General features: G+C 60.0%; 14 protein-coding genes. 9 read left to right on the top strand and 5 right to left on the bottom strand.

From position 1 onward, the window contains the following. The first annotated feature begins 396 nt into the window (after positions 1-396). From recC to recD, 3 genes are read left to right on the top strand one after another with little or no spacing between them, the layout of a single operon-like run. On the top strand, positions 397-3,723 hold the full coding sequence (recC, locus tag ABD720_RS04310; protein ID WP_344762000.1) for an exodeoxyribonuclease V subunit gamma: 3,327 nt from the start codon (positions 397-399) through the stop codon (positions 3,721-3,723). Then, entirely contained in the window at positions 3,720-7,388 is a 3,669-nt protein-coding gene (recB, locus tag ABD720_RS04305) for an exodeoxyribonuclease V subunit beta (RefSeq protein ID WP_344761999.1), read from the top strand. Before recC ends, recB begins: the two co-directional genes overlap by 4 nt. Beyond that, complete coding sequence (gene recD, locus ABD720_RS04300) at positions 7,385-9,250, top strand: exodeoxyribonuclease V subunit alpha (RefSeq protein WP_344761998.1); 1,866 nt, start codon at positions 7,385-7,387, stop codon at positions 9,248-9,250. The genes recB and recD overlap by 4 nt, the downstream gene beginning before the upstream one ends. A 194-nt stretch (positions 9,251-9,444) precedes the next feature. On the opposite strand, the gene ABD720_RS04295 is transcribed toward recD, so the two are convergent. Next, the gene (locus ABD720_RS04295; RefSeq protein WP_344761997.1) at positions 9,445-13,308 is read right to left on the bottom strand and encodes a DUF3427 domain-containing protein; all 3,864 of its coding nucleotides are present in this window, start codon (positions 13,306-13,308) and stop codon (positions 9,445-9,447) included. A 546-nt stretch (positions 13,309-13,854) separates the two neighbouring features. On the opposite strand from ABD720_RS04295, the gene ABD720_RS04290 reads away from it, so the two are divergent. Further along, entirely contained in the window at positions 13,855-14,139 is a 285-nt protein-coding gene (locus ABD720_RS04290) for a hypothetical protein (RefSeq protein ID WP_344761996.1), read from the top strand. 178 nt (positions 14,140-14,317) lie between these two features. On the opposite strand, the gene ABD720_RS04285 is transcribed toward ABD720_RS04290, so the two are convergent. The 3 genes from ABD720_RS04285 to ABD720_RS04275 form a co-directional block, all read right to left on the bottom strand. Further along, positions 14,318-15,016 carry a hypothetical protein gene (locus ABD720_RS04285; protein WP_344761995.1) on the bottom strand — a complete coding sequence of 233 codons (699 nt, stop codon included), beginning with the start codon at positions 15,014-15,016 and terminating at the stop codon, positions 14,318-14,320. A gap of 226 nt (positions 15,017-15,242) precedes the next feature. After that, the gene (locus ABD720_RS04280) at positions 15,243-15,464 is read right to left on the bottom strand and encodes a hypothetical protein (RefSeq protein ID WP_344761994.1); all 222 of its coding nucleotides are present in this window, start codon (positions 15,462-15,464) and stop codon (positions 15,243-15,245) included. Between the two features lie 17 nt (positions 15,465-15,481). Beyond that, a complete protein-coding gene (locus tag ABD720_RS04275; protein ID WP_344761993.1) occupies positions 15,482-16,306 on the bottom strand; it encodes a ParB N-terminal domain-containing protein in 825 nt (274 codons plus the stop codon). Positions 16,307-16,631: 325 nt separating this feature from the next. Between ABD720_RS04275 and ABD720_RS04270 the strand changes: the two genes are divergently transcribed. From ABD720_RS04270 to ABD720_RS04250, 5 genes are all read left to right on the top strand, one after another. Further along, positions 16,632-19,292 (top strand): M1 family metallopeptidase, encoded by a 2,661-nt coding sequence (locus ABD720_RS04270; RefSeq protein WP_344761992.1) that lies wholly within the window; start codon positions 16,632-16,634, stop codon positions 19,290-19,292. 413 nt (positions 19,293-19,705) lie between these two features. Beyond that, a complete protein-coding gene (gene fabI, locus ABD720_RS04265) occupies positions 19,706-20,545 on the top strand; it encodes an enoyl-ACP reductase FabI (protein ID WP_344761991.1) in 840 nt (279 codons plus the stop codon). 31 nt (positions 20,546-20,576) lie between these two features. After that, positions 20,577-22,520 (top strand): PHA/PHB synthase family protein, encoded by a 1,944-nt coding sequence (locus ABD720_RS04260; protein WP_344761990.1) that lies wholly within the window; start codon positions 20,577-20,579, stop codon positions 22,518-22,520. 63 nt (positions 22,521-22,583) lie between these two features. Then, complete coding sequence (locus tag ABD720_RS04255) at positions 22,584-23,993, top strand: bifunctional enoyl-CoA hydratase/phosphate acetyltransferase (RefSeq protein ID WP_344761989.1); 1,410 nt, start codon at positions 22,584-22,586, stop codon at positions 23,991-23,993. Positions 23,994-24,006: 13 nt separating this feature from the next. Next, positions 24,007-25,194 (top strand): acetate/propionate family kinase, encoded by a 1,188-nt coding sequence (locus ABD720_RS04250; RefSeq protein ID WP_344761988.1) that lies wholly within the window; start codon positions 24,007-24,009, stop codon positions 25,192-25,194. A gap of 104 nt (positions 25,195-25,298) precedes the next feature. Here ABD720_RS04250 and ABD720_RS04245 read toward each other — a convergent pair whose 3' ends face one another. Beyond that, complete coding sequence (locus ABD720_RS04245) at positions 25,299-25,766, bottom strand: DUF1499 domain-containing protein (RefSeq protein WP_344761987.1); 468 nt, start codon at positions 25,764-25,766, stop codon at positions 25,299-25,301. Positions 25,767-25,779 lie beyond the last annotated feature (13 nt).

The raw sequence follows: 25,779 nt of genomic DNA, 5'->3' as shown, positions 1-25,779 counted from the left end.
ACTGGTGCTGCAAAACGCTGCCAATAGTACGCCGTAAGCGTCTGCGCAGCAGCAAAGTCTGCGGCATATCCTTATGCGGAAATCAATGATCTTGACGGCAATGCAGGTTGCGCGTGGCCCAGTGCCGAACGGTGCCAAACGGTGCCGCCATCACGTCGGCGCATGCGTTTCACAATACCGTCGCGAGCAAAAACATCGTGCCGAAGCCGCCACCGGCCTGGATCAAAACGGGACCAAAGCACGGGATGAACATCTGCCCGGCAAGGCGATCGAAAGTCGTTCCGAAAAATTCGCACGGGCTCGCGCCATGAGCCTGCCGCCTGCCATAATTGCCACGCTCAACCAGCAACCCCGGAGCCCACCCCGGCCAGCAAACCCACCACCAGAAAACCGCCCATGCTGCAGATCACCTTTTCGAACCGGCTTGAGTCCCTGCTGGACACCTTGCTGACCGCGCTGCAGGCCACCCCGCCATCCGTATTTCGCACCGACCAGATCATCATTCCCAGCGCCGCCATGCAGCGCAAAGTCGATCTGGCGATGACCGACCGCTACGGCATTTCGGCCAATATCCGTTTTTCATTCCTGGCCCAGTGGATCTGGGAACAGATCGGTGCCGTGCTACCGATCGACCGCTCGGCGCAAATGACCCCGCCGGTGCTGGCCTGGCGCTTGCTGGCGATCTTCAATGACAGCAGCTTCACCGACCAGCATCCGCGCCTGTCCGGCTGGCTGGCGGTGGCCGATCCGGTGATGCGCTTCGACCTGGCCACCCGCACCGCTGCACTGCTGGACCAGTACACGACCTATCGCGCCGACTGGATCGAACAATGGTCGCAAGGAACGCTGGTCGCCCTGCCCGACGCCAGCCCCGCCCAGATACAGGACCAGGCCTGGCAGGCCGCACTCTGGCAGCGCGTGCTACACGATCTGGGCGCGCAGCAGCAACACCTGACACCGGCCCTGCTGCGCGACCTGAAAGCCGCCATCACGACGGAACACAACGCAAGCGCCACCATCCACCTGCTGTGCCTGCCGACGATTGCGCCGATCTATCTCGATGCACTGCGTGAGCTCGGCCGCGCCACCAACCTGCATCTGTACGTACTCAATCCCTGCCGCGAATACTGGTTCGATATCGTCGACCAGAAGCGCCTGACCTATCTGGCCGTGCAGGGCGACACCCAGCACCACGACAGCGGCAACCGCCTGCTCGGCGCGTGGGGCAAGCAAACCCAGGCACAGATCGACCTGCTGTTCGATGCCGATATCCACGCCATCATCGACGACGCCCGCTTCGTCACGGCACCCGGTGATACGCTGCTGGCGCACGTCCAGAACGCGGTCCTCGACCTGACCGAACTGCCGGCCATCGAGCTCGCCGAGACCGACCGCAGCATCGAATTCCATGCCTGCCATTCGCTGACCCGCGAGCTGGAAGTTCTGCAGGACCAGTTGCTGGCGCTGTTCGCCGGCCAGCAGCCGCCACTCCCCTGCGACATCCTGGTCGTCACGCCCAACATCGAAGACGCCGCTGCGCTGATCGATACGGTGTTCGGCAGCGTGCCGTTTGCGCGCCGTATCCCGTACACCATCACCGGGCGCGCCGCCAGCACCACCAACCCGGCCGCCGGCGCGCTGCTGGGATTGCTGGCGCTGACCACGTCGCGCATCACCGCCAGTGCCGTCTTCGCGCTGCTGCAGCAACCCATCATCGGCCGCCGTTTCGATTTCGGTCCGGACGAGCTGGACGTCATCCACACCTGGCTCGACCAGTCCGGCATCCGCTGGGGGCTGGACGCGACCGCGCTGCCGGGCGCGGCACGCTGTTCGTTCGATGAAGGCCTGCATCGTCTGTTCCTCGGCTACGCCTTGCCGTCCACCGTGGCGCAGCCGTTCGGCGGGCGCGTGCCGGGTGCCAATATCGAAGGTGGCGATGCCGAGATCCTCGGTCGCTTCTGGCTCTGCATGCAAGACATCCGCACGCTGCAGCGCGAGCTCGGCCAGCCGCGAGCAGCGGCCGACTGGCTGCCGCTGCTCGGCGGCGTGCTCGACACCTTCCTCGCGCCCGACAATGCCCAGCTCGACGACCTCGATCAGGTGCGCGCCAGCCTGCGCGTGCTGAACGACCAGCTGCGCCATGCCGAGGTGGCCGGCAGCATTTCCGAAGATGTGCTGCGCGCTGCCCTGACTGCGCTGCTGGATGAGTCGGCCCGCGGTGGCGTGCCGACCGGCAGCGTCACGTTTGCCGGCATGTCTAGCCTGCGCAATCTGCCGTTTCGCATCGTCTGCGCGATTGGCCTGAATGACGGCGCTTTCCCGACCACCAACCGGCCGGCCGAATTCGACCTGATGCCGCTGGCACCGCGCCGGGGCGACCGCCAGCGCGGCAGCGATGACCGCAACCTGTTCCTCGACCTGATCCTGTGCGCCCGCAGCCGGCTCTACCTCAGCTTCACCGGCCGCGGCATTCGCGACAATGCCGCGCTGCCGCCATCGGTACTGGTGGCCGATCTGCTCGACTATCTGATCCCGGCCATCGCCACCGATGCCAACAGCACTGCCGCGCTGGCAGCAGCACGCAAGCGCCTGCTGGTGACGCATCCGCTGCAGCCGTTTTCGACCAAGTATTTTGTCGATGACAAGGACAAGGATGCGCGCCTGACCAGCGCCAACGAGGACTATTGCGCTGCGCTCCAGCACGCATTGGCAACACCGGTCTCGACTGCCACCGTGACCGATCAGGCCGGCGAATCCGCCGATGAATCCGACCATGAATCAAACGACGAATCAGACGACGACGCCCCATCGACCTCACTGCCGTTCTTCGACACCGCACTGCCGCCACCCGGCGAAGAATGGCGTACCGTCAGCGTCGACCAGCTGAAGAATTTCTTCAACAACCCCTGCCGCTACCTGCTGCAAAACCGCCTCGGCCTGCGCCTGCGCGAAGACGACGCCACCCTCAAGGACGACGAACCCTTCCTGCCGGACTGGCTAGGCAATCAGGAACTGGCCAGTCGCATGTTGCCGCTGTTCGAGCAAGGCATGGCGCTGCCGGACATCACCGCCATGGCCCGCGCCGGCATCGAGTTGCCACCCGGTCCGATGGGCGACAAGGCGCTGCAGGACGCCCTCGGCAGCCTGCAGCAATTTGCCGACAACGTCGCCATGGCCAGTACCGAAACCTGCCTGCCACCGCATCAGGTGCGGCTGGATTTCGCCATCGACGGCGAAGACTGGCAGCTGACCGGCGCCTTCAGCGACCTGCGCCCGGGCGGGCTGGTACGCTCCCGCTGCGATGCCGTGCGCGCCACCGATTACCTGGCGGGCTGGATCGATCATCTGGTGCTGAATGCCCGATTGCCGGCAGGGGTCAGCGGCACCACCACCTGGATTTCGCTCGATGGCCAGTACCAGCTCACACCCTGCGGTACGGCCGCCGACACCCTCGCCAACATGGTTCGCCTGTACCGGCAGGGCCTGTCGGCACCGCTGCACTTTTTTCCGAAATCGGCCTGGGCGTACACGCTCGATGATGCCATCGCCGGTGCGGTCAAAAAATGGTTCAGCACCTCGTTCCATGAGTTCGGCGAAGACCGCCACGTCGCCTATCGGCTGGCGCTGCGCGGTGTCGCCGACCCGCTCGACAGTGCCTTCGAAGACGCCACTCACGCCGTCTTCGGACCGATCATGCAACACCTTGAGGATGACCGACTGTGACTACTCCCATCGAACTGAATGTGTTTGACTGTCCGCTCGACGGCATCAACCAGATCGAAGCCTCGGCCGGTACCGGCAAGACCTGGAACATGTGCGGCCTGTATCTGCGCCTGCTGCTGGAGCGCCAGTTGCCGGTCCAGCAGATCCTGGTGGTCACCTTCACCAAGGCCGCCACGGCTGAACTGCGCGAACGTATCCGCAGCCGCATCGCCGATACGCTGCGCTTCCTGGCGCAGGACGATGCGCAGGTCGCCGCCCATGCGCCCGACCCGTTCATCACCACGCTGGTCAGTACGCTGCAAGCACGCGGCATGGCTGCGCCCAGCATGAGCGCCCTGCTCGACCTGGCATTGCAGAGCTTTGACGAAGCCGCGATTTTCACGATCCACGGTTTCTGCCAGCGCGCACTGGCCGATGCACCGTTCGCTGCCGGCATGCCGTTCTCCACCGACCTGCAACCGGGCGACGAGGAATTCGTTCTGAGCGCCGTGCAGGATGTCTGGCGCCGCCACGTCAGCAGCGGTGCGCTGCCGACCGACCTGACCGACTATCTGCTGGAACAGCGCGATTCGCCAGAGTCGTTTGCCAAACTGCTGAAACGTCAGCTGGCAAAAAGCCAGTCCCGCGTCATCTGGCCGGACAACATCGACGACCCGTTCACGTCGCAGCAGCCAGAGATTGCGGCAGCCTTCCGCGCTGCCGCCGCATGCTGGGCAGCCTCGGCCGACGCTATCCGCGCACTGCTGCACGACAGCCTCACGGCCCTCAATGGCAAGAGCTACACGGCGGAGTCGATTGACCTGGCGTGCAAGCATTGGCGCGCCCATTTCCGGCTCGGCAATTGCATGGCCATGCCTGACCCGGCCAAATCGAAGCTCGCACTGCTCTCCGCATCCCGCCTGCAAAAGGGCACCAAGCAAAAACAGACCACGCCGCAACACCCCTTCTTCGATCTCGCCGAAACCTTGCTGACGCTGCGCTTGCAGGCCGGCAAGGAGCTCGACCTGGCGCGCCTGCAGCTGCTGCGCGTGCTGTTCGACGAAGGTGCCGACAACCTCGCTGCGCTCAAGCGCGAACAGCGCATCCAGTCCTACGACGACATCCTCTACAACGTTTTCGCCGCCCTGAAAAGCCCGGCAACGCCATGGCTAGCCGATGCGCTGCTGGCGCGCTATCCGGCCGCGCTGATCGATGAATTCCAGGATACCGATCCGCTGCAGTTCGCCATCTTCGATGCGATCTATGGCGCGGGGACCAACCCGCTGTTTTTTGTAGGCGACCCGAAGCAGGCCATCTACAGCTTTCGCAACGCCGACCTGCAGACCTATCTGCGCGCCCGCGACAAAGCCACCGCGCACTATTCGCTGGGCGAGAACCAGCGTTCCAGCGCCGGTTTGATCACGGCGCAGAACGCGCTGTTTTCGGCCAATCCGGCGGCGTTTCTGCTGCCCGGCCTGACCTATCAGGCGGTGCGTCCCGGCAAAAAACCGCGCGCCAGATTTATCGACACCAGCGCCGCTACTGCCGACCTGCAGCTGTGGGAGTTGCCGCAAACCGATGACGACAAATGGCTAAGCAGTAGTGCGGCAAAAGCCGCCGCCTGCCGTGCCACCGCCGCCGAAATTGCCCGCCTGCTGCAAGCCGCGCAGGATGGCCAGGTCACGCTGGACGCGCACCCGCTGCAGGCCGGCGACATCGCCGTGCTGGTCAAGAGCCACGCCCAGGGCAGCGCGATCCGCAACGCGCTGGCCGCGCTCGGCATCGGCAGTGTCGAACTGTCGCAGGCCAGCATCTTCGACAGCATCGACGCCGAAGAACTCGAACGCCTGCTGCAAGCCATCCTGACACCGACCCGTACCGACATGCTGCTGACGGCGCTATCGACCGAACTACTCGGTGTCGACGCCGCCGCCATCGCACTGATGGCCACCGACGAAGCCGCGCTGCAATTGCGCATCGAACAGTTCGATGGCTACCGCACGCTGTGGCGTGAACGCGGCGTGGGCTTCATGGTGCGCCGGCTGTTTTCGGCGGAAGGCGTCAGCAAACGCATGCTGGCCCGCGCCGATGGCGAACGCCGTATGACCAACCTGCTGCACCTCGGCGAATACCTGCATCAGGCCGGCCACGAACATCCCGCGCCCGACGCGCTGCTGCGCTGGCTCAATGCCCAGCGCCGCCACGCCAGCGCCGACGAAGCCGCGCAGCTGCGCCTCGAATCCGACCAGAATCTGGTGCAGATCGTCACCATCCACCGATCGAAGGGACTGGAGTATCCAGTCGTGTTCTGCCCGTTCCTGTGGCCCGGACGGCTGGCTGCCGGCAACAAGCTCGAAGGGCGCGAATACCACGACAGCGACGGCAACCCGGTGATCGACTTTCGTGACGAACCCGACGACATCAAGGACATCAAGGCCGCCATCAAGCAGGACAGCTCGGCCGAATTCCTGCGCCTGATCTACGTCGCCCTGACCCGTGCCGCGCACCGCTGTTATCTGATCGTGGGCAGTTATGCGGTCAAGACCAGTACGACCGAAAGCAGCCATAGCCAGCTGAACTGGCTGGTCGCTGGCGCCGGTAGCACACCGGCAAACTGGTCCGCAGCCAAACTGTCGCCCGCGGAAACCAGCGCGGCCTGGGCCACGCTGGCGGCCAGCAACGCGCCGCACATCGGCCTCACCGCGCTGCCCCAGGTCGCCGGCAAACCGGTGCATTTTGTGCGTCCGGCCGCCGACAGCCTGCACGCGCAAGGGCATCCGCCAATGCTGCGCGACGGCTGGCGCATGACCAGCTTTTCTGCGCTACAGCACGCTACCGCCAATGAAAACGCCAGCACCGACCATGACGTGCGCAGCAACTGGACAGCCGCCCGTATCGATCAGGCGCCCGCCGAGTTGCCCGCCGATGACATCCTGCGCTTCGTGCGTGGCGCCAGCGCCGGCGACACGCTGCATGCGGTTCTGGAGCAGCTCGACTTCGCCGACCCCGCCAGCTGGGACCGCACCATCCGCCAAGGCCTGACCGCCCATCCGCAACAGCTCGACAACGTCAGCGATGACCAGCAACTGCCGTTGCAGACGCAGATCGTGCGCAAGCTGATCGACCAGATGACTGCCACCGAACTGACTGAAGGCGTGACCCTGTCGGCACTGCAGCCCGGCAGCTGGTTGTCGGAACTGGAGTTCAACCTGCCCGCACCGCGCCTGCAAGCCGACGCCCTCAATACGCTGCTGGCCGAGGCCGGCTATACCGTCGCGCCGCTGGCATTCCGGCGCATGGAAGGCTATCTGAAAGGATTCATCGATCTGGTTTTCGAAGCCAACGGCCGCTACTATCTGCTCGACTGGAAATCCAACCACCTCGGCTACCGGCCCGAGGACTACAACGCCAACGGCATCGCCGCCGCCATGGCCGAACACGGCTACCACCTGCAATACCTGCTGTATGCGCTGGCACTGCACCGCTACCTCGGCCATCGCTTGCCGGACTACGACTACGACACCCACTTCGGCGGCGTGCTGTACCTGTTCGTGCGTGGCGTGCGACCAGACTGGCGCACTGCCGACGACCAGCCGGCCGGCGTGTATTTTCATCGACCGCCGATCAGCATCATCAACGCACTCGACGCGCTGTTCCACGCCCCCATCCAACGGAGTGCTGCATGAATCCGAACGACCTGCCCCAACCCGCCGACCTGCTGGCACGCGGCTTCGCCAGCCATGTCGTGCAATGGGCCAGACAGCACGGCCCGCTCGACGACGCTGCCAGCGCCATGCTGCACCACATCGCCAGCCAGCTGAGTCTGGCCAGCTCCGACGGCCACGTCTGCGCCCGACTGGCCGATATTGCCAGCGCCAGCAAGAACACCGGCTGGAACAGCGCCACGCTGCGTGCCTGCCTGACTGATTCCGGCGTCACCGGCAGCCCGGCCGCGCCGGGTGCGCAACCGCTGATACTGGATGACGACGACCGGCTCTATCTGCACCGTTACTACGATTACGAACAACGCCTGGCGCGCCGCCTGATGCAGCCACGCGCCGCGCTGCCACAGATCGACCCGGCGCTGAAGACCCGCCTCAACAACCTGTTCGCACCCAATCAGGCCAGCCTCGCCGGCCGCCCCGACTGGCAAAAAATCGGCGCCGGCCTCAGCCTGCTGAGTCCGCTGACCATCATCAGCGGCGGCCCCGGCACCGGCAAAACCACCACCGTCGTCAACCTGCTGGCCTGCCTGCTGGAACAGAACCCCGACTGCCGCGTCGCCCTCGCCGCCCCCACCGGCAAAGCCGCCGCGCGCATGCTCGAAGCGCTGCGCCTGCGCGCCGAACATTTGCCGCCCGCCATCCAGTCGCGCCTGCCCGCCGAATCATTCACGATCCACCGCCTGCTCGGCGTCACGCCCTCGGCGGGAGAATTCCGCCACCATGCCGGCAACCTGCTGGCGCTGGATGTGCTGATCGTCGACGAGGCATCGATGCTCGACCTGGCGCTGGCCACCAAACTGTTCGAAGCCATCCCGACCACCGCCCGCATCATCCTGCTGGGCGACAAGGACCAGCTGGCCGCAGTCGAGTCCGGCGCGGTGTTTGCCGAACTCAGCGCCGACCCCACGCTGGACCCCGACTATCGCGACGCGCTGGCCGCACTGACCGACACCGCCGCCGACCTGATCAGGCCAGCCGCACCGCTGATCCCGACCGCGCTGCACAACAGCGTGATCTGGTTCACGGAAAATTTCCGCTTCAGCAAAAGTTCCGGCATCGGCCGCCTCTCGGCCGCCATCAATGCAGGCGATGCCGACACCACACTGGCGCTGCTACGCGCCGGCGACGACCCGGCCATCCGCTGGATCGACAGTGACACGGCAGCGCCGGGCGCGTCCGCGATGCAGGCGATCTTTGCCGGCTATACCGGCTATATCGACGCGGTCCGGTCCTGCACCGGCTCGCCGGACACCCTGTTCACGGCCTTCAACCGCTTCCGCGTGCTGTGTGCAATCCGCGAAACCCCGCGTGGCGTGATCGCGCTTAACAGCCAGATCAGCAGCCACGTGCGCGCCCAATTAAATCACCCGCACGACCCCGGCAGCCAGTCCGCCTGGTACCCGGGACGGCCGGTGATGGTGCTGCGCAATGACCATGTGATGCGCCTGTTCAATGGCGATATCGGGATCGCGTTCCCGGATCAGGATGGCGTGATGATGGTGTATTTTCCGGATGGCGCGGAGGGGCTGCGGGCGATTGCACCGGTACGCTTGCCGGAGCACGACACGGCGTTTGCGATGACGGTGCACAAGTCGCAGGGGTCGGAGTTTGATGAAGTGATGCTGATGCTGCCGGCGGAAATGAACCGGGTGCTGGCGCGGGAGCTGGTTTATACGGGGGTGACGCGGTCGCGGCGGGATGTGGTGGTGGTGGGCGGGAGTGCGGTGATTGGGGGGGCTGTGCGGGTGGGGGTGGTAAGGGAGTCGGGGTTGGTGGCGCGGTTGGGGGCGGGGTTGGGGGCGGGGTTGGGGGCGCATGTTTAGGAATGCATTCACAGGCTATCGGATAAAGGTTTTTTCGTGCGACTTTATCAGGCTGGAATTCGTGTTGCGACAAAATATGAATCGCAACACGGCGGAACAGTCGGCTTAACTTGCTCCGTTTTTATTTTATCGCCCAATATTTTTTTCACAAATAATTTAATGTCATTTTTTCTAAATTTATAGACACAAACCATCTATTTATCGACATCAAAAATCACACTCATAGGACTGCTACCCAAATGACTCGAATACCGCACTAATCCGTAATAAACGAACCGCGCAGCCTTACCATTTTCAAGTTTATTTTCACGTATGAATAGGTGAATACTTATCCCAAGCGCTTCATGCCCAATGATCTGCTTTCCCTTGGAACTATGCGGCGTAGTTGCTGACTGGCTTTGCCAATGAAAGGTTTTTCCGTCAATCCAATAATCAAGAAAGCGATGATCTTTTGCCTTTCCTTGCTTATTTAAAGTTACCAACAAGATTTGTGTTTTGATATCTGCGAAAACCACATGTCCGTTATTCCAACTTCCGGCATTAAATTCTTTTCCAAACAAAGAAGGAATATTTTCACGCATGAACGACTTCCCGACTTCCATTTCGAGCGGGTCAATCACCGCTTTCAGTCGTGCCAAAGTACGCATATCGTCAGTTGCCAGCATATCTGCATAGTCCGGGTTATTCGCATGAAGTACATATTTTCCATCTTTATCTTTTACCACAACACGTAGCAAATATTGATTTCCATCCCCAGCTTCATCAGGACGCTCAATCGCCATGACTGAACCTGTGATAGAACCAGCGTTCGTAGGCGATATATGTTCTAGTAATAAATAATCACCATCACGAATCGGTCGCTTCCCACCGTTCATTGAGTTTCCCGACGCGCGAGCAATGAAATGTCGCTCAGGGTATAAACGCCCGTGACCTGATCCAATTACACGATGCTCTACTTCGGCTGCAGATCCGTTTTTAAAATGACCACACGCGATTTTCAAGTTTGGAAAATAAGGTAATTCGAGCTTAGGTATAACTGCGTCCGCAGTACGGTTTAAAGGAATGACATTATCAGATGGAGTAACACTGACTTGACGGGTGTCATAGGTAGCGAATCGGTAATCGACTAGCTCCTGCACCATCGACTCGAAACTTTCACGATCTTCAATCATCAGTTGAAAGGTCGGAGTGAATTTGCCATCAGTCAATTTGAAAAATACGGACAAATTATCAGGTCGATTACCGCCAATCCATGCGTTGACTGGATTGTCAGACCAGTAGCGTAACCAAGCCGAACTTTCACCATTTGACAATTGCCGCAGAGCGGTTGGTAGGTCACCTAGTAGTACTCGGCGACGTTGCATTACGTGCCACGACTGTGATGCGAGTGCCTCAACAGTCGGCGCACCACCCCATCCATCAAGTTCCTGCATCGCCTCCAAAAGCACCATCTTGAAACTCTTCACCATTCGGGTTGTTTCGATTTCAGCCAAGAACGGACGGTGCGAAGCTGCAATAGTTTTTTTGGAATCTACCAAATCGTCCATGGCATGAACCATTTCATACCAACTTCCGTACTGGTTTCTCATCGCTGGCATACTTGCACCACTTCGATAAAACTCGGTCAGGGTGGGCCGCCGCCCGAGGACGCTTCTCAAGGCATCATATTCATTTTTGATTCCTTCGCTATCCAACGACTTAAGAAATTCGAGTAATTGCAAATCGTAATTAACGAAGCATCCGTCTGGTATTTGGATACGACCATGTTCAACATCGCGAGCAAATTTTGCCAGTTGCTTGTAACTTGCACCGGCATTAAAAAGTGCTTGAGGCTTATGTAAAAAACTTTGATGGTTACCGATGAAATCTAGAACAATCAAACGTTCTTTTTCCTCATGCCGACGTAGGCCACGGCCAAGTTGTTGAAGAAACAGGATTTTCGATTCAGTCGGGCGCAACATCATGACGGTGTCAATTGCTGGCAGGTCAACACCTTCATTAAACAGATCAACAGAAAAAATCACTGCAAGACTGCCCTCGCGCAACTGGTCCAATGCATCCGTGCGACTCATTGCCGATCCAGCATAGACCGCAGCACAAGAGATACCGGCCTTAGTGAACTGCTCCGCCATGAATTGCGCGTGTCTTACGGATGAACAGAAAGCCAAAGTGCGTTGTTGTTTGTATTTCCCCCAAGCCCTTAATGCATGCCTCGCACGGGCTAATGTTGCGAGCTTATTAGTCAACAGTTCAGGATCAAAATGGCCGTTTCGCCAAGGCAAATCCTCGTAATTCACGGTATCGTCAAAGATACCGAAATAATGAAAAGGGACAAGTAAGCCCGATTGAATTCCTTCGAATAATCCGTACGTAAATACAAGATTATCATCACACAATGACAAAATATCGGATTGATCCGAACGGTCAGGTGTCGCAGTCAATCCAAGCAAAAAATGCGGTCTGAAGTGATTAAGTAACCGACGGTAGATTGGCGCAGCTGCATGATGAAACTCGTCGATGACGACGTAATCAAAATGGGTTGGTAAAAATCGATCTAAATGAGTAGTCCGCCCCAAGGTTTGAATCGAGGCACAGAGTACGTCAACTTCGATATCACGCGTTTGTCCCATAAAAAAACCAACTTTTGAATGGGGGCGAATGCGTACAAATGTCTCTGCCGCCTGCTTTAATATTTCTTCACGATGCGCAACGAATAGCACTCGTCGCGCGCCTATTTGGTCTGCGTCGAATGCAGCCAGCCAAGTTTTTCCCAAACCAGTCGCCAAAACTACTAAACCGCGACCGAATCCGGACTCTCGTGATTCTGCTAGCGCTGACAATGCAAACAGTTGAACATTTGTCGGCGAGGGCAGCGGGTCTTGCTCAAGGCTACCGGGCGCTACCGCGCGAGGTAGTTGCACTCGACGCTCTTCATACCGATCAATCCAACTATCGGTTAGCGGCACACATCGTTTGTTTGCAAAAAGCACTTCAAATTGCGACCGCGTTTCAAGAAACCCATCGTCACCTGGGTAGTCAATTCGATAGTTCCACTCCAGTCCCTCTTTTAAGGCTTGCCGGCTTATATTGCTTGAGCCAACAAAGGCGGTGCCCTTTAATCCTTCTTCGATGTCCAGAGATGAAAACAAATAGGCTTTCAAATGAAAGCTGCTACCGGCCGATTCGTAGACACGGACTTGCGCTCCCTGTGCTTGAATTAGCATCAAAAGGCGAAGCGCTTCTGGGTCGGTTACACCCAGGTAATCACTAGTCAAAATCCGTAAGCGAACTAGCTGATTAGTTGAGTGATCCGCGCTTGAAAGTGCATCTTGCAGATCAGGTAATAACAAACGCAATCCGGTTGTTTTAACAAAGGCAACGGCCAGATCGATTTCCGACGCATTGTTCATGGCACGATAAAGATGGGGTAAAAATGGATCGAGACCGCCAGTAATCAATCGATTTGGCTTAGGGTTAGAACGCGAAACAATGGCGTTTAACCATTGTTCAGATCGGCCAGGACGCTGGTCGAATGAGATCCAACATTCGACCGAAAACATATCTGGCAAATCATTTACCCATTTATGTAATTGCGGTTCGCTTATATCAGTGAAGTGTCGACCATCCTGGACGCGTTCACCTACACCAATTTTGAAGCTGAAATAGAAAACGCCACCGGGTTTAAGAGCTGCCCATAGCAATTGCAATGTGGCGGGAATTTCGATTATTGGAAGATGAAGCAGGCTGGCACAGGCCCAAATGCCGTCGTAGCACGACACTTCATTGACCTCATCAAAATTACGCACCCTGACCTGGATTCCTACATGAGCGGTCGCCCTTGACGCAAGTTCCGTTGATGCGTCAAAAGCACTTACACGAAAGCCTTTATCAAGAAATACTTTGGTGTCGCGACCTGATCCACAACCAGCATCGAGAATGATTCCACCTGGCTTGATATTTACCAGAAACCGATCACGTATCACGGACATATCGACCTCGACTGTATTGGCAAAAAAAACTGCCGCATTTTGATTATAGTAACGAGTCGTTTGCGTCATTTGATTCTTGAAGTTTCTTTAAAATTTAAATTTTAATTTCTACTGCACATAAAACTGAAATCAAAATATATTTTCCACTGATAAATTAAAACAAAAAAGTAATGAAATATTTTCTCAGATCGGTGTAACTTATAGTACCGGTTAAGTGCACTTCATGGAGTAACTAATCGTCGTAATATTAATTACTTTTAGTGGCGGCACAGTCGGAACCAGACATAGATCACGATAGCGGACTTGCCGATTCGGACGATCAACTTCGGCCTACTCCGATCGTCTGATGCGATCCCTCTTAGCTCGAAAAACTCACCTACGTCCCATTTGTATTGATCGTCAGCGTATTCCCCCATAGCCGTACCATTCGTAGTAACCCGGCAACCCTATAAGTCGGCAGCGGGACCGCGCCGTTGGAGAACTTGATCGACGAATTCACACGCAGATACACCGTCGTAGTTTTAAAGTAGCCCGACAGCGTCACACCCAGATTTTTTAGAGTTAAATTGACGTTATGGGAAAGAGTATTACTACGATGTGAACGGAGAAAAACCGATGAGTGCCAGAGACATTGAGTCTGCACTGCTTGCCCGATGCGCAGCCGTTGCACGGGAAGTCGCACCGCCAGCCCAGGACCAGCGAGAGGCCAACGTGTTCCGCCTTGCCTCAATGCTTATTCAGTCGCAGTTTCCGCATGAAGCGAACAGCCTGAAGCTGGCGAGCGACGAGTATTTCGTCGCACATCCGAATGCAAAATTGACGTCCGGTGCGATTGTCAGAAACGGCTGGATTGTGGGCTTGCCGCGCTTGCGTGACAGACTGATTCGACGGCTTTCTTGAGAGTTTCACACTCCCGAAAAAGCGCATCTTCCATGCAAACACTGCGCTGGCGAATTGGCTTCGAGCACAGAAGTTTCCAAATAATTCGGGCACGTACGAAAAGCCCGTCAGGTCAACCACCGAGACGGACTCATCCAGGCCGACGCAGAAAAACCTACGTCACCCTGCGTCATTCCCCTTAATTCAAAAACGTCACCGACTTCCCGTTAATGCTTAACGTCAGCTTGTTCCCCAGCACCGCCCCACTCGTATTAATCCTGTAGCACTCCGAGCCAGTCAGCGTAGCCGCTCCGTTGGTGTACCTGACCGAGGAATTCACGCACAGATACGCCGTCGTGGCCGTATCCGCCTGTAGCTCCCAGGTATTCACCGACGTGGCATAGATACTGGTCTTTGCGCTGCTGGTGTACGACGTGCTGCCACCCAGGCTACCGACATCGCCGACCTTCGCGTTGACCGGGAACGCACCCTGATTCGCTGCGACGATGTACTCGCCGGTGCCCAGGATCGCGCCGAGAGACTTGACCGGACCGATCCTGAAATAGGTAACTTCGGTGGAGGTCGATTGCGTGACGCCGTTCTTTTTCAGGTTGAGCGTGAAGCTGGCGGTTTTTGCGGCCTGTCCTTCGAAAGCCGAATCGGCACCGGGGACGTAACTGTAGTTCAGCGCGTACAGGTCGTTATTGGCGGGATCGGTGTAGCTGGCGTTGAAGGTATGTGACGAGGTCAGAAAATTCTGTACCGCTGCATCCGCCGGAAAGGTGACGTCCGCCGCGACGGCAACCGTTGGATTGCTACTGCCACCGCCGCCACCGCAAGCGGCCAGGAGAGTGGAGAACAGGACGGTGGTGGCGATCTTGAGGTGTGTGGCGTTCATCTGGAATGTCCTTTTTTATGCGTGGAGTGCCGATGTCGCTGGCTTCATCGGCGGTGTGCTCGCTCAGGTGTTGAACGAGGCTGCGCGCTGTGCAGTAGGACTATGGTCGTCGGCGAAGGGCTCATGGCGTGACCCTGCATTGGTTATTTCCAGATGTAAAAACGGGAGCGCCCCATTCCTGGCGCGCTCCCGTTTTTAGTACAGCAGACCGATGCAGTCTGCGGTGTTATGCGTCCCTGACCATCGCCCGCACTTTCCTGCGCAGGGATTTTTTACGCTCCTGCTCGGCCTGTCCATCCTGGTGGGTCGCACGCGTCACCGACACGGCCGTCATCAACTCCGTAACCGCGAACGGCAGCGCCAGTAGTGTTGCCAGCATCAGGTTGCCGGTCGAGAGCCGGTTGACGCCAGGTTCGACACCGCGTTCGACACAGCTTCCCACCGCCAAATTGCCGACCTGTCTGATTATCCGACCTCGTCGCGTTTCTGTCCGCCACGCGCTTCGGCCAGCGCAATCGTCAAGTGCTGCGTCTTCTTTTTCAGTTGATCGCGCTCAGCCGTGAGCTCGTCGACCAGCACCGTCAGGCGATGGATTTCAAGTTGATCGGGGGTCGCGTCATCCGGTGGTGCCGGCACTTCCGGCTTCGGTGGCAGGCGCGATTCGCGGACCTGCCGCGCAGCCTGCTGCAATTCCTTTTTTCCGCCAGCGACTGCGGCGACCTGCGCTGCGCTCGGCAACGACGCCACTGCGGCGGCAGCGTTAATCGAGATGACGCCGGATTTGACGGCGCTGACGAGTTCGGGCGCAGCGGTGTTGCGGATTTTTTCGATCTGGCCGAGGGTGGCGCTGCTGACGCGGGCCGAGCGGGCTATCGCGTCGCGTGACAATGGCGCAGTGGCCTGCGCGGATGCGGCGGGCTGCGTACCGCCGGAGTCTGCCGGCGCCTGTACCTGCCCTTGTCGCGCCATGACGATTTCCTTCTTCCGCAATGCCAGCACACCGCGCTGAAAATCCGACACGCTGCGCCGCCCCAGATGATTGTCGATCATCCACAGATGCACATCGTCGATCGAGCGGAAGGTAGTGTTCTGCAGGGTGTTGAACGGCAGGCCGTGCTTCTGGCAAAGAGCGTAACGGTTGTGGCCGTCCACCAGCAAATCGCCCCACAACACCAGCGCGTCGCGACACCCTTCGGCCAGCAGGCTGCGCTCCAGCGCGGCCAGCTCGTCCTGGGTCAATGGATCGATATAGGCGCGCAGGTCGTCGTTGATGGTGATGGTCGTGGTCATGGCGGGCAAAATAAAATGGAAGACCGCAAGGGTACACATCGCAGCGGGTTTGCGCAGGCTTTTCCGGTCCCCAGGCTGATGGATCGGGCAACCAGGCCATGCTGCTGACAGCGCAGAATCGGCATGATGCGGGTTGCCGGATAACCCGACATCCGCGCATTTCAGGGAGGAACATTGGTCATGCAAGTTGTGCCACACTCCTGCCCTGACCCGCTGGCGCAGTCCTGTATTCCGCAGGCAAATAGCGCCGGTGCGGCACTCTACATTGACAGCTTGTTTCAAAGGATTTCCGATGCGTCTTACTTTGCCGGCAACCGCAGTTCTCATGTCGCTTGCACTCTCCGCCCTGCCCGTCCACGCAACAACACTGCGCGCCAAATCCGGCGCCGCCAACAGCCAGATCACGACCCAGCTACCGCGCTCGGTGCGACCGACGCACTATGCCGTGTCGATTACACCGGATGCGAAGGCGGCCACGTTTGCAGGCCATGTGACGATCGACGTGCAAGTGCTGCAACCGACCGCCAGCATCACGCTCAATGCGGCCGACCTGGTGTTCGGGCAGGTGCAACTGCATAGCGCCAATGCTGGCAACAAGGCAGCACCGGCCAATGCCACGGTGCGCATCGATGCCGACAACGAGACCGCCATTTTCACGTTTGGCAAGACCATCAAGCCGGGCAAATACCGGCTGGACATGGCATACACCGGCCTGATCGGGTCACAGGCGGTCGGGCTGTTTTCCCTCGACTATGCCAACGCCGACGGTCCCCGGCGCGCGTTGTACACGCAGTTCGAAAACGCCTCGGCGCGGCGCATGATTCCGTCCTGGGACGAGCCGAACTACAAGGCCACGTTTGCCTTGCAGGCGACGGTGCCGGCCGGCCAGCTGGCGGTCAGCAACATGCCGATCGCAACAACGACAACGCTGGCCGATGGCCGCCAGCAGGTGACGTTCGGCAGGTCGCCGACGATGTCGACCTACCTGCTGTTCTTCGGGCTGGGCGACTTCGAACGCGCCACGCTGCAAGCAGAGGGCACCGAGCTGGGCGTGATCACGCAGCGCGGCGCACTGCCGCAGGCGCAGTTCGCGCTGGACTCCTCGGCCGCGGTCCTGCGCGAATACAACAACTATTTTGGGGTGCGCTATCCGCTGCCCAAGCTCGACAACATCGCCGCACCCGGACGCAGCCAGTTCTTTGGTGCGATGGAAAACTGGGGGGCGATTTTTACGTTCGAACGCGTGATGCTGCTGGACCCGACCATCTCGACGCAAACCGACAAAGAGCGCGCGTTCAGCATCGCCGCCCACGAGATTGCGCATCAGTGGTTCGGCAATCTGGTGACGATGCAGTGGTGGGATGACCTCTGGCTCAATGAGGGATTTGCGTCGTGGATGGAGAGTCGCACAACCACGCGCCTGCATCCCGAATGGCAGACCGCGCTCGATGCGGTGGCGATGCGTGACGACGCGATGAACCTCGATGCGTTCATCACGACCCATCCGGTGGTGCAGCACGTCGACACCGTCGAACAGGCCAGCCAGGCATTCGATGCCATCACCTACAAAAAAGGCGAATCGGTCATCGGCATGCTGGAAAACTACGTCGGCGAAACCGCCTGGCGCGATGGCGTGCGGGCTTACATGAAAACCCACGCCTACGGCAATACCACCAGCGACGACCTGTGGCGCGCCGTCGAAAAGACTGCCGGTGTCGGCAAACCGATCATGGCGATCGCACACGACTTCACGTTGCAGCCTGGCGTGCCGATGATCCGGGTCGATGATGTGCAGTGCAAAGCAGGCACATCGACCATCACGCTGTCGCAGTCCGAATTCAGCCGCGACCAGCCCGGCAAGGCACCGCGTGCATGGCGTGTTCCGGTCAGCGTGCAGCTGGTGGGAAGTAGCGACCGCATCAGCACGCTGGTGGTTGGCGGCAAGGCCACGCTGACGGTGCCGGGCTGCGGCGCGGTGCTGGTCAACGCCGGCCAGAGCGGGTACTACCGCACTGCGTACTCGGCACCGGTATTCAACACGCTGGCTGCGCAATTTCCGGTGATGGCGCCGATCGATCAATTGGGAGTGATGGCAGACAGCTGGGCACTGGGCGTCACCGGGCTGCAGCCGATGCGCGACTTCCTGAATCTGGCCGCCGCCGCGCCACTCTCAGCCGAACCGCGCGTCTGGAAGACCATCGCCAGCGCATTTCAGCAGATCAACGACTATTACAAGTCCGATCCGGCACGGCAAAAGACCTTCAGCACGTTTGCCATCGCACGGCTCACGCCGATGCTGACGCAGCTGGGCTGGACAGCGCGGGCGGGTGAAGCCGATACCGTACCGTCACTGCGCGAACAGTTGATCGACGTGCTCAGCGAGCTCGACGATCCCGTCACCATTGCCGAAGCACGCCGGCGCTTTGCCGCGCAGGACCGTGACCCGACAGCGGTGCCGGCAGCGATCCGCAAGACCATCATGGCAGTCGTGATCGAGCATGCCGATGCCCCTACCTGGGAAGCAATGCGCCAGCTGGCCAGCGCCGAAAAATCGCCCATGATCAAGGGCGACCTGTACCAGCTGCTATCGACCAGCAAGAACCCGTCGCTGGCCGCGCAGGCGATGGCACTGGCATTGACCGATGAGCCGGGCGTGACCACCAGTGCGGGCATGCTGGCCGGCGTCTCGGTCAAGTATCCGGATCTGGCATTCGACTTCGCACTGGCCAATATGGCCAGGGTCAATGAGCGGGTCGATGCGTCCTCGCTCAGCCGGTTCTTTCCGTCACTGGCCAGCAAGTCGGCCTCGCCCGACATGATCGTCAAGGTCAAGGCGTATGCCGACGCGCATCTGGCAGCGGGCTCGCGGCGCGACGCTGACACGGCAGTAGCGCGGATCAAGGATCGGATGCGGATCGTGGCAGAGAGGTTGCCGGAGATTGATCGGTGGCTGGCTGACGCAGCGGGTGGCACCAGGGTGAACTGAGCGGGCTGACCAGCAACCTGCCAGCGCCCCCGTGCGCCAGGTCGGACTTTGCGGAATCCGGCGTGGCACCTGCTCTTGCACGGCCGTACACCGTACCCGTTGGGTGCGCGGCGCAATGCGCCGCAAGCCGTGTCAATTTTTTCGAAAATTGCTGGCATCAACTCGCCGCAATGGTCATTTCCGGTGGCTTGCCCGCACCTCCCCGGCGCGTGTCATCAGCCCGCCACATTGCGTCGCTAAGGTAGCAAAGGTCCTGTCATCACGCTCGATGGCGACGAGGGCACTATCTACGCCGGCACCGCAGCGGCGGTTATGATCGTCGATATGGCACTGCTTGAATGGCTGCGCGTCTTGCGCGGCACGGCAGAGTCCGGGTCTTCGTACCACAACAAACATCATGGAAAGCACCACAAATGACTGCCACTGCCCCAACCGCATCGTTGGCAACATCGTTGGCTGCATCGTTAGGAATATCGCCGGAAACATCACCAACCTTTTCCCTGTCCGGCAAAAAAGGCCTGATCCTCGGCTTCGCCAATGAACACAGCATTGCCTACGGCTGCGCTCGCGAAGCGCAACGGCAAGGCGCCGACCTGGTGGCTTCCTGCGTGAATGAAAAAGCCCTCAAGTGGGCGCAACCCCTGTCGCAGCAACTGGGCATCCCGTTGATCCCGTGTGATGTGGAACAACCGGGCGCCTTGCAGGCGCTGGTCGATCAGGCCGTGGCGCACCTCGGGCATCTGGATTTTGTGGTGCATTCGATCGCCTGGGCGCCGCTGGACGATTTGCATGGCGCGGTGATCGACAGCTCCGCCAGCGGCTTCGCGCGCGCAATGCAGATCTCGTGCCACTCCTTCGCCGAGCTCGCCAAACTCTGCGCGCCGCACATGCCGCACGGCGGCAGTTTCGTCACCATGACTTATCTGGGCGCAGACGCCGCAGTGCCGCACTACGGCATGATGGGTCCGGTCAAGGCTGCGCTGGAATCGCTGGTGCGCTACATGGCGGTGGAACTGGGCCCCAGGGGACTGCGCGTCCATGCCGTGTCGCCCGGACCGATCCTGACCCGCGCTGCATCGGGCATCGCGAACTTCGATGCCTTGATGGAGCAAGCCCGGCGCACCGCGCCGTTGGGGCGATTGGTGACGCTGGAAGAAATCGGACGCCTCAATGCGTTTTTATGCAGCGATGCCTCCTCCGGCATGACCGGACAAACCATTTACGTCGACGCCGGCTGCCATGCCGTCGCCTGAGATTTTCCAGGATTTTTCAAGGGACTGAATCATGAAGCCAACCGCTTTGCAGGAACGCATGGATGCACCGCGCAGTACCTCCGGTAATCAATCCGACGTCAAGTCCGGTCCGCACGTCGTCGCTGCGGCACGACCTGATGCACAGCTGAATATGGTCAATCGCCCCGCCGATGATGCCGCCACCGGACAACGCGATATGGCGAAGGCCATCGACCGCGCATTTCATACCCAGCTGGCCAAATTCAGCATGGGGTTTTCGCCGATCTCCCTGAGCCTGGCGTATGCCGACTGGGCCATGCATCTGGCGCTGTCGCCCGGTCATCAGATGTATCTGGCGCAGCAGGCAATCGACCTGACCCGGGGCGTCCTGAGCGGCGCGCCGCAAGCACCCTCCGGAATACAATCGACGGTGGAAAAGGACCGCCGGTTTAGCGATCCCGCCTGGAACACCTGGCCGTTCAGCGTCATGAAGGACAGCTTCAAGGCCGGCAACACGTGGTGGGACGATGCCGTGCGGATCGAAGGCATGTCCAGGCACCACGGCGATCTGGTGAAGTTTTTTACGCGCCAGAAGCTCGATGCGTTGTCGCCATCGAACTGGCCCAACAGCCCGGAAGTCCTGCGCAAGGGTGAACAGTCATCGGGTCAGAGCTGGATCAAGGGCTACCAGAGCTATGCCAGCGATGTGCTGGAGTATCAGCAGGCGCACAGCCTCGGTGGTGCGGCCATGCCGAAGGCGCTGGAGTTCGAAGTGGGCAAGGACGTCGCACTGACTCCCGGCAAAGTGGTGTTTCGCAACCATCTGATCGAACTGATTCAGTACACCGCCACCACCGCCAAGGTCTATCCCGAGCCGTTGCTGATCGTGCCTTCCTGCATCATGAAGTACTACATTCTCGATCTGTCGCTGGCCAACTCGATGGTGCGGTATCTGGTGGCACAGGGGCACACGGTGTTCATGGTTTCGTGGCGTAATCCGGATGCGTCGGACCGCGACCTGGGTGTGCAGGATTATCTGCGCATGGGCATCATGGACGCCATGGCGGCAGTGAAAACGCAGACCGGCGCGGCGCGTATCAATGCATTGGGCTATTGCCTGGGCGGCACCTACCTGGCGATCGTCGCAGCGGCGCTGGGCGGCGCGAACGCACAAGAGGAATCTCTTTTGCGCGGCCGCCATCCGCAAGCTCCCGACGAGAAACCGGATCGATTGCCGGAACTGGCCACCGTCACGCTGCTGGCGGCGCAGACCGACTTCAGCGAACCGGGTGAGCTCGGCATTTTCATCGATGACGACCAGCTCAACAACCTGCGCGAAATGATGGCCCGCACCGGCTTTTTATCGGGACGGCAGATGGCAGGGTCGTTCCAGTTTTTGAATTCGCGTGACCTGATCTGGTCGCGCAATACGCGCCGCTATCTGCTCGGCCAGGACGAAGTCGGCAGCGACATGATGAGCTGGAACGCCGACGTCACCCGCCTGCCCGAACGCATGCACAACGAGTACCTGAGCTCGCTCTTTCTGAATAATGACCTGGCGTCCGGTCATTACCGCGTTGGCGGCGTCGGCGTGGCATTGAAGGATATCAAAGCACCGATGCTGATCGTCGGCACCGCGCGCGATCACGTCTCGCCATGGCGTTCGGTCTACAAGATTCGCCTGCTGACCGACGCCGAATCGACTTTCATTCTGGCGGCAGGCGGCCACAATGCCGGCATCGTGTCCGAGCCGGGCCACCCCGATCGCAGCTATCAAATGGACAGCCCGGCGCAGGTACAAGGTCAGGGCCAGGACTGGATTGCGCCCGACGACTGGGCCGCCGCTGCCCCGCTCCATGAAGGATCGTGGTGGGAAGCGATGCAAGGCTGGCTGCACGAGCGTTCGGGCAAACCCGTGCCGGCGCGAGTCATCGCGCCGGAAGCCGATCTGGGGAATGCACCGGGCGGGTATGCGATGGTGCGCTATGAAGACTGAACGCCCTGTTACTGACGGCCATACCGTCGTCACGCTAGCCCGCAACATCACCAGGAAAATCGCATGAACCAGCTTGCGCCACAGGACTATCTGGAAAATTTTCTGTACGACGATATCCGTCTGGGCCAGAGCGCACACACCACCCGCACCCTGACGCTGGATGACATTCGCGCCTTCGCGGCCGTCTCCGGCGACATCAATCCGGCCCACGTCGATCCGACGTATGCCAACGCCACGCTGTTTCACGGCATCATCGCTCACGGCATGTGGGGCGGCGCACTGATTTCAGCGTTGCTAGGCACCGTGTTTCCCGGGCCCGGCACGATCTATCTTGAGCAGGTTCTGCACTTCAGCAAACCGGTGCGCGTGGGCGATACGCTGACCGTGACAGTCACCGTCACCAGCAAGGACGACGAAAAAAAGCGCCTCGACATGGACTGCCAGGTCGTCAACCAGAAAGGCGACACCGTGCTGCACGGTCTGGCACGGGTGCTGGCGCCGACCCAAAAAGTACGCATTGCGCGCACCGCCGCGCCGCACATTCAACTGTTCGATCCCGAGGCCCGGCTCAATGCGCTGCTGGCCATGGGCGACGGCCTGGCCGCGATCCGCTGTGGCATCGTCCATCCATGCGACGAGGATTCGCTGCGCAGCGCACTGGAGTCGGCGCGCAGAGGCTTGATCGAGCCGGTCTTGATTGGCCCCGAAAACAGGATCAGAGAACTGGCGCAACAGGCTGGCATCGATGTGCAGGGCATCGAGATCGTCGCCGTTGCCCATAGCCACGCCGCCGCCGAGAAAGCCGCAGAAATGGCCGCCGCCGGGGAGCTGGAAAGCCTGATGAAAGGCAGCCTGCACACCGATGAATTGATCCGTGCGATCACCGCCACGCCGGCCCTGCGCACCGCGCGGCGCATGTCGCATTTGTTCCGGTTCGATGTGCCGGCGTATCACAAGCCGCTGTTGCTGACGGACGCCGCATTGCACATCCGTCCTGGCCTGAGCGACAAAGCCGACATCATTCAAAACGCCATCCTTTTCGCGCAGGTCATGGGCATACCGCTGCCAAAAGTCGCGATCCTGTCGGCGGTCGAAACCATCAACCCCAACATTCCCTCGACGGTCGACGCCGCGGCGCTGTGCAAGATGGCGCAACGGCGGCAAATTACCGGCGGCCTGGTGGATGGACCGCTGGCGTTCGACAATGCGATTTCACTGCATGCGGCGCACATCAAGGGGATCGAATCGGACGTCGCCGGCGATGCCGATATCCTGGTGGTGCCTGATCTGGAGTCCGGCAACATGCTGGGCAAGCAACTGGAATATCTGGCCGGCGCAACCGCCTCAGGCATCGTGCTGGGTGCCCGCATACCGATCGCCCTGACCAGTCGCGCCGACGGCGTGACTGCACGCGTGGCTTCGGCCTTGCTGGCCAAGGTGCTGGCCCACCACAACCGGCAGGTCACACCATGAACAGGAGTGGCGAATGGTAATTCTGTCGATCAATGCCGGATCGTCCACGCTCAAGTTCGGCGTGCACGACATCGAGCATGGCATCGCCCAACCCGCCGCGCTGACCGGATCAATTGAAGGACTGGAACCCGGCGGGCATCTGTCGTTGTCGTGGCGTAGCGGCGGGCAAGTCCATCGCGAGCAACCCGACGTCGACGGTCACGCCGAGCCATTTCACGTGGCGCTGCAGACACTGCAGCGACTACTGCAGGAGCAACGTGCCGGGCGCACGCTGCAAGCGATTGCCCATCGTGTGGTCCACGGCGGCGCAAGCTTTCGGCAGGCCGTAAAAGTCGATGCTGCGATTCTGCACACCCTGAGTGACCTGGCGCCGCTGGCACCGCTGCACCAGCCGCACAATATCGACGGCATCCTGGCACTGGGACGGGCGTTTCCGGATGTGCCCCAGATTGCCTGCTTCGATACGGCATTCCACGCCGACCTGCCCGAGGAAGAATATCTGTTTGCATTGCCGCAGGCGCTAGGGCAGCAAGGCATTCGGCGCTATGGATTTCATGGATTGTCATATCAATCGGTGAGCCAGACATTGGCGCGTTTTTCGCAGCGCGCTGCCGGTCGCGTGGTCATGGCACACCTCGGCAACGGCGCCAGTCTGTGCGGCATGCTGGACGGTAAAAGCCGTGCCACGACGATGGGGTTTTCGGCACTTGACGGCCTGATGATGGGCACGCGTTGCGGCGCGATCGATGCCGGTGTGCTTCTGCACCTGCTGGCGCAAGGCTGGGACCATGCGCGGCTGGAGGCGTTGCTGTATCGGCAAAGTGGCTTGCTGGGTGTATCCGGTATTTCTGCCGACATGCGGCAACTGCGCGCCAGCGATGACCCGAACGCGCAACTGGCGATCCGCCTATTCGGATATCGCGTGGTCCGTGAAACCGCGGCTGTCGCAGCGTGCATCGGTGGACTGGACGCGCTCGTCTTTACCGGCGGAATCGGCGAACATGATCAGCTGCTGCGCGCCGACGTGTGCGACCGGCTGGCATTTCTTGGCGTCGCGCTCGATCACGATAAAAACAGCACCGCCGACGGTACGCAAGTCGTGCCCGTACACAGCAAATCCAGCCAGGCCGAGGTGTGGGTCATCCCCACCGATGAAGCACGCATGGCGGCGCAAATCGCCGCGGATCTGCTGCGTCAATGAGATGGTCGATGCGCGGTTGATAGACTCAACGGCCGATCAGCAGCGGCAGGCAGATGGCTTTGTGCGGGCAGACCATGTGCGCTGATGTTCAGAAAACGCGCCGCTTACTTCGATGATCGCTCGCGCGCCTGCTGTGCAAAGCGCGCCGTGAAGTCGGTCATGCGGTCGCGGTTTTTTCCGAAGTCATAGAGTCCGAAATCCGAGCGCGAACGGAAATCGATTTTGCTGTCGGCCGCATCCGCCCGAAAGAGCACGGTATCTTTGAACCCCGCGCGCGTAGCGAACACGACTTCGACAAGCTGGTCGTCGGCCCGCGTGACTACCGCCTCGGGGAAGGTCGCCAGCGTTGCGCGCAACTGGCTGAGTCCTGCTGCGACGGTACCGTCAAATCGCAATGGCAACATCGCATTGCTGCCCACCGTCGTGACGCAATTGGTCGGGATTGTGCAACCGAGATCGTCGCCGCTCATGCCCGCGGTGGTCTTCAATCCGGGCGCGGCGGTCGTGCATCCCGATAGCCATGCCGCCACTGCGAGCACAGTGATTAACTTGTTTTTGCTGAAATGACGCATTGGTTTTTCTTTT

Source organism: Actimicrobium antarcticum (genome assembly GCF_039536745.1).
Lineage (GTDB): Bacteria > Pseudomonadota > Gammaproteobacteria > Burkholderiales > Burkholderiaceae_D > Actimicrobium > Actimicrobium antarcticum.
Note: the sequence above shows the minus strand (reverse complement) of the source record. Positions and strands in the feature narration are given on the sequence as shown.

Coding starts and splice junctions, on each gene's coding strand:
- recC (WP_344762000.1), top strand. CDS start 397: ATGCTGCAGATCACCTTTTCGAACCGGCTTGAGTCCCTGCTGGACACC.
- recD (WP_344761998.1), top strand. CDS start 7,385: ATGAATCCGAACGACCTGCCCCAACCCGCCGACCTGCTGGCACGCGGC.
- ABD720_RS04295 (WP_344761997.1), bottom strand. CDS start 13,308: ATGACGCAAACGACTCGTTACTATAATCAAAATGCGGCAGTTTTTTTT.
- ABD720_RS04290 (WP_344761996.1), top strand. CDS start 13,855: ATGAGTGCCAGAGACATTGAGTCTGCACTGCTTGCCCGATGCGCAGCC.
- ABD720_RS04285 (WP_344761995.1), bottom strand. CDS start 15,016: ATGAACGCCACACACCTCAAGATCGCCACCACCGTCCTGTTCTCCACT.
- ABD720_RS04275 (WP_344761993.1), bottom strand. CDS start 16,306: ATGACCACGACCATCACCATCAACGACGACCTGCGCGCCTATATCGAT.
- ABD720_RS04270 (WP_344761992.1), top strand. CDS start 16,632: ATGTCGCTTGCACTCTCCGCCCTGCCCGTCCACGCAACAACACTGCGC.
- fabI (WP_344761991.1), top strand. CDS start 19,706: ATGACTGCCACTGCCCCAACCGCATCGTTGGCAACATCGTTGGCTGCA.
- ABD720_RS04260 (WP_344761990.1), top strand. CDS start 20,577: ATGAAGCCAACCGCTTTGCAGGAACGCATGGATGCACCGCGCAGTACC.
- ABD720_RS04255 (WP_344761989.1), top strand. CDS start 22,584: ATGAACCAGCTTGCGCCACAGGACTATCTGGAAAATTTTCTGTACGAC.
- ABD720_RS04250 (WP_344761988.1), top strand. CDS start 24,007: ATGGTAATTCTGTCGATCAATGCCGGATCGTCCACGCTCAAGTTCGGC.
- ABD720_RS04245 (WP_344761987.1), bottom strand. CDS start 25,766: ATGCGTCATTTCAGCAAAAACAAGTTAATCACTGTGCTCGCAGTGGCG.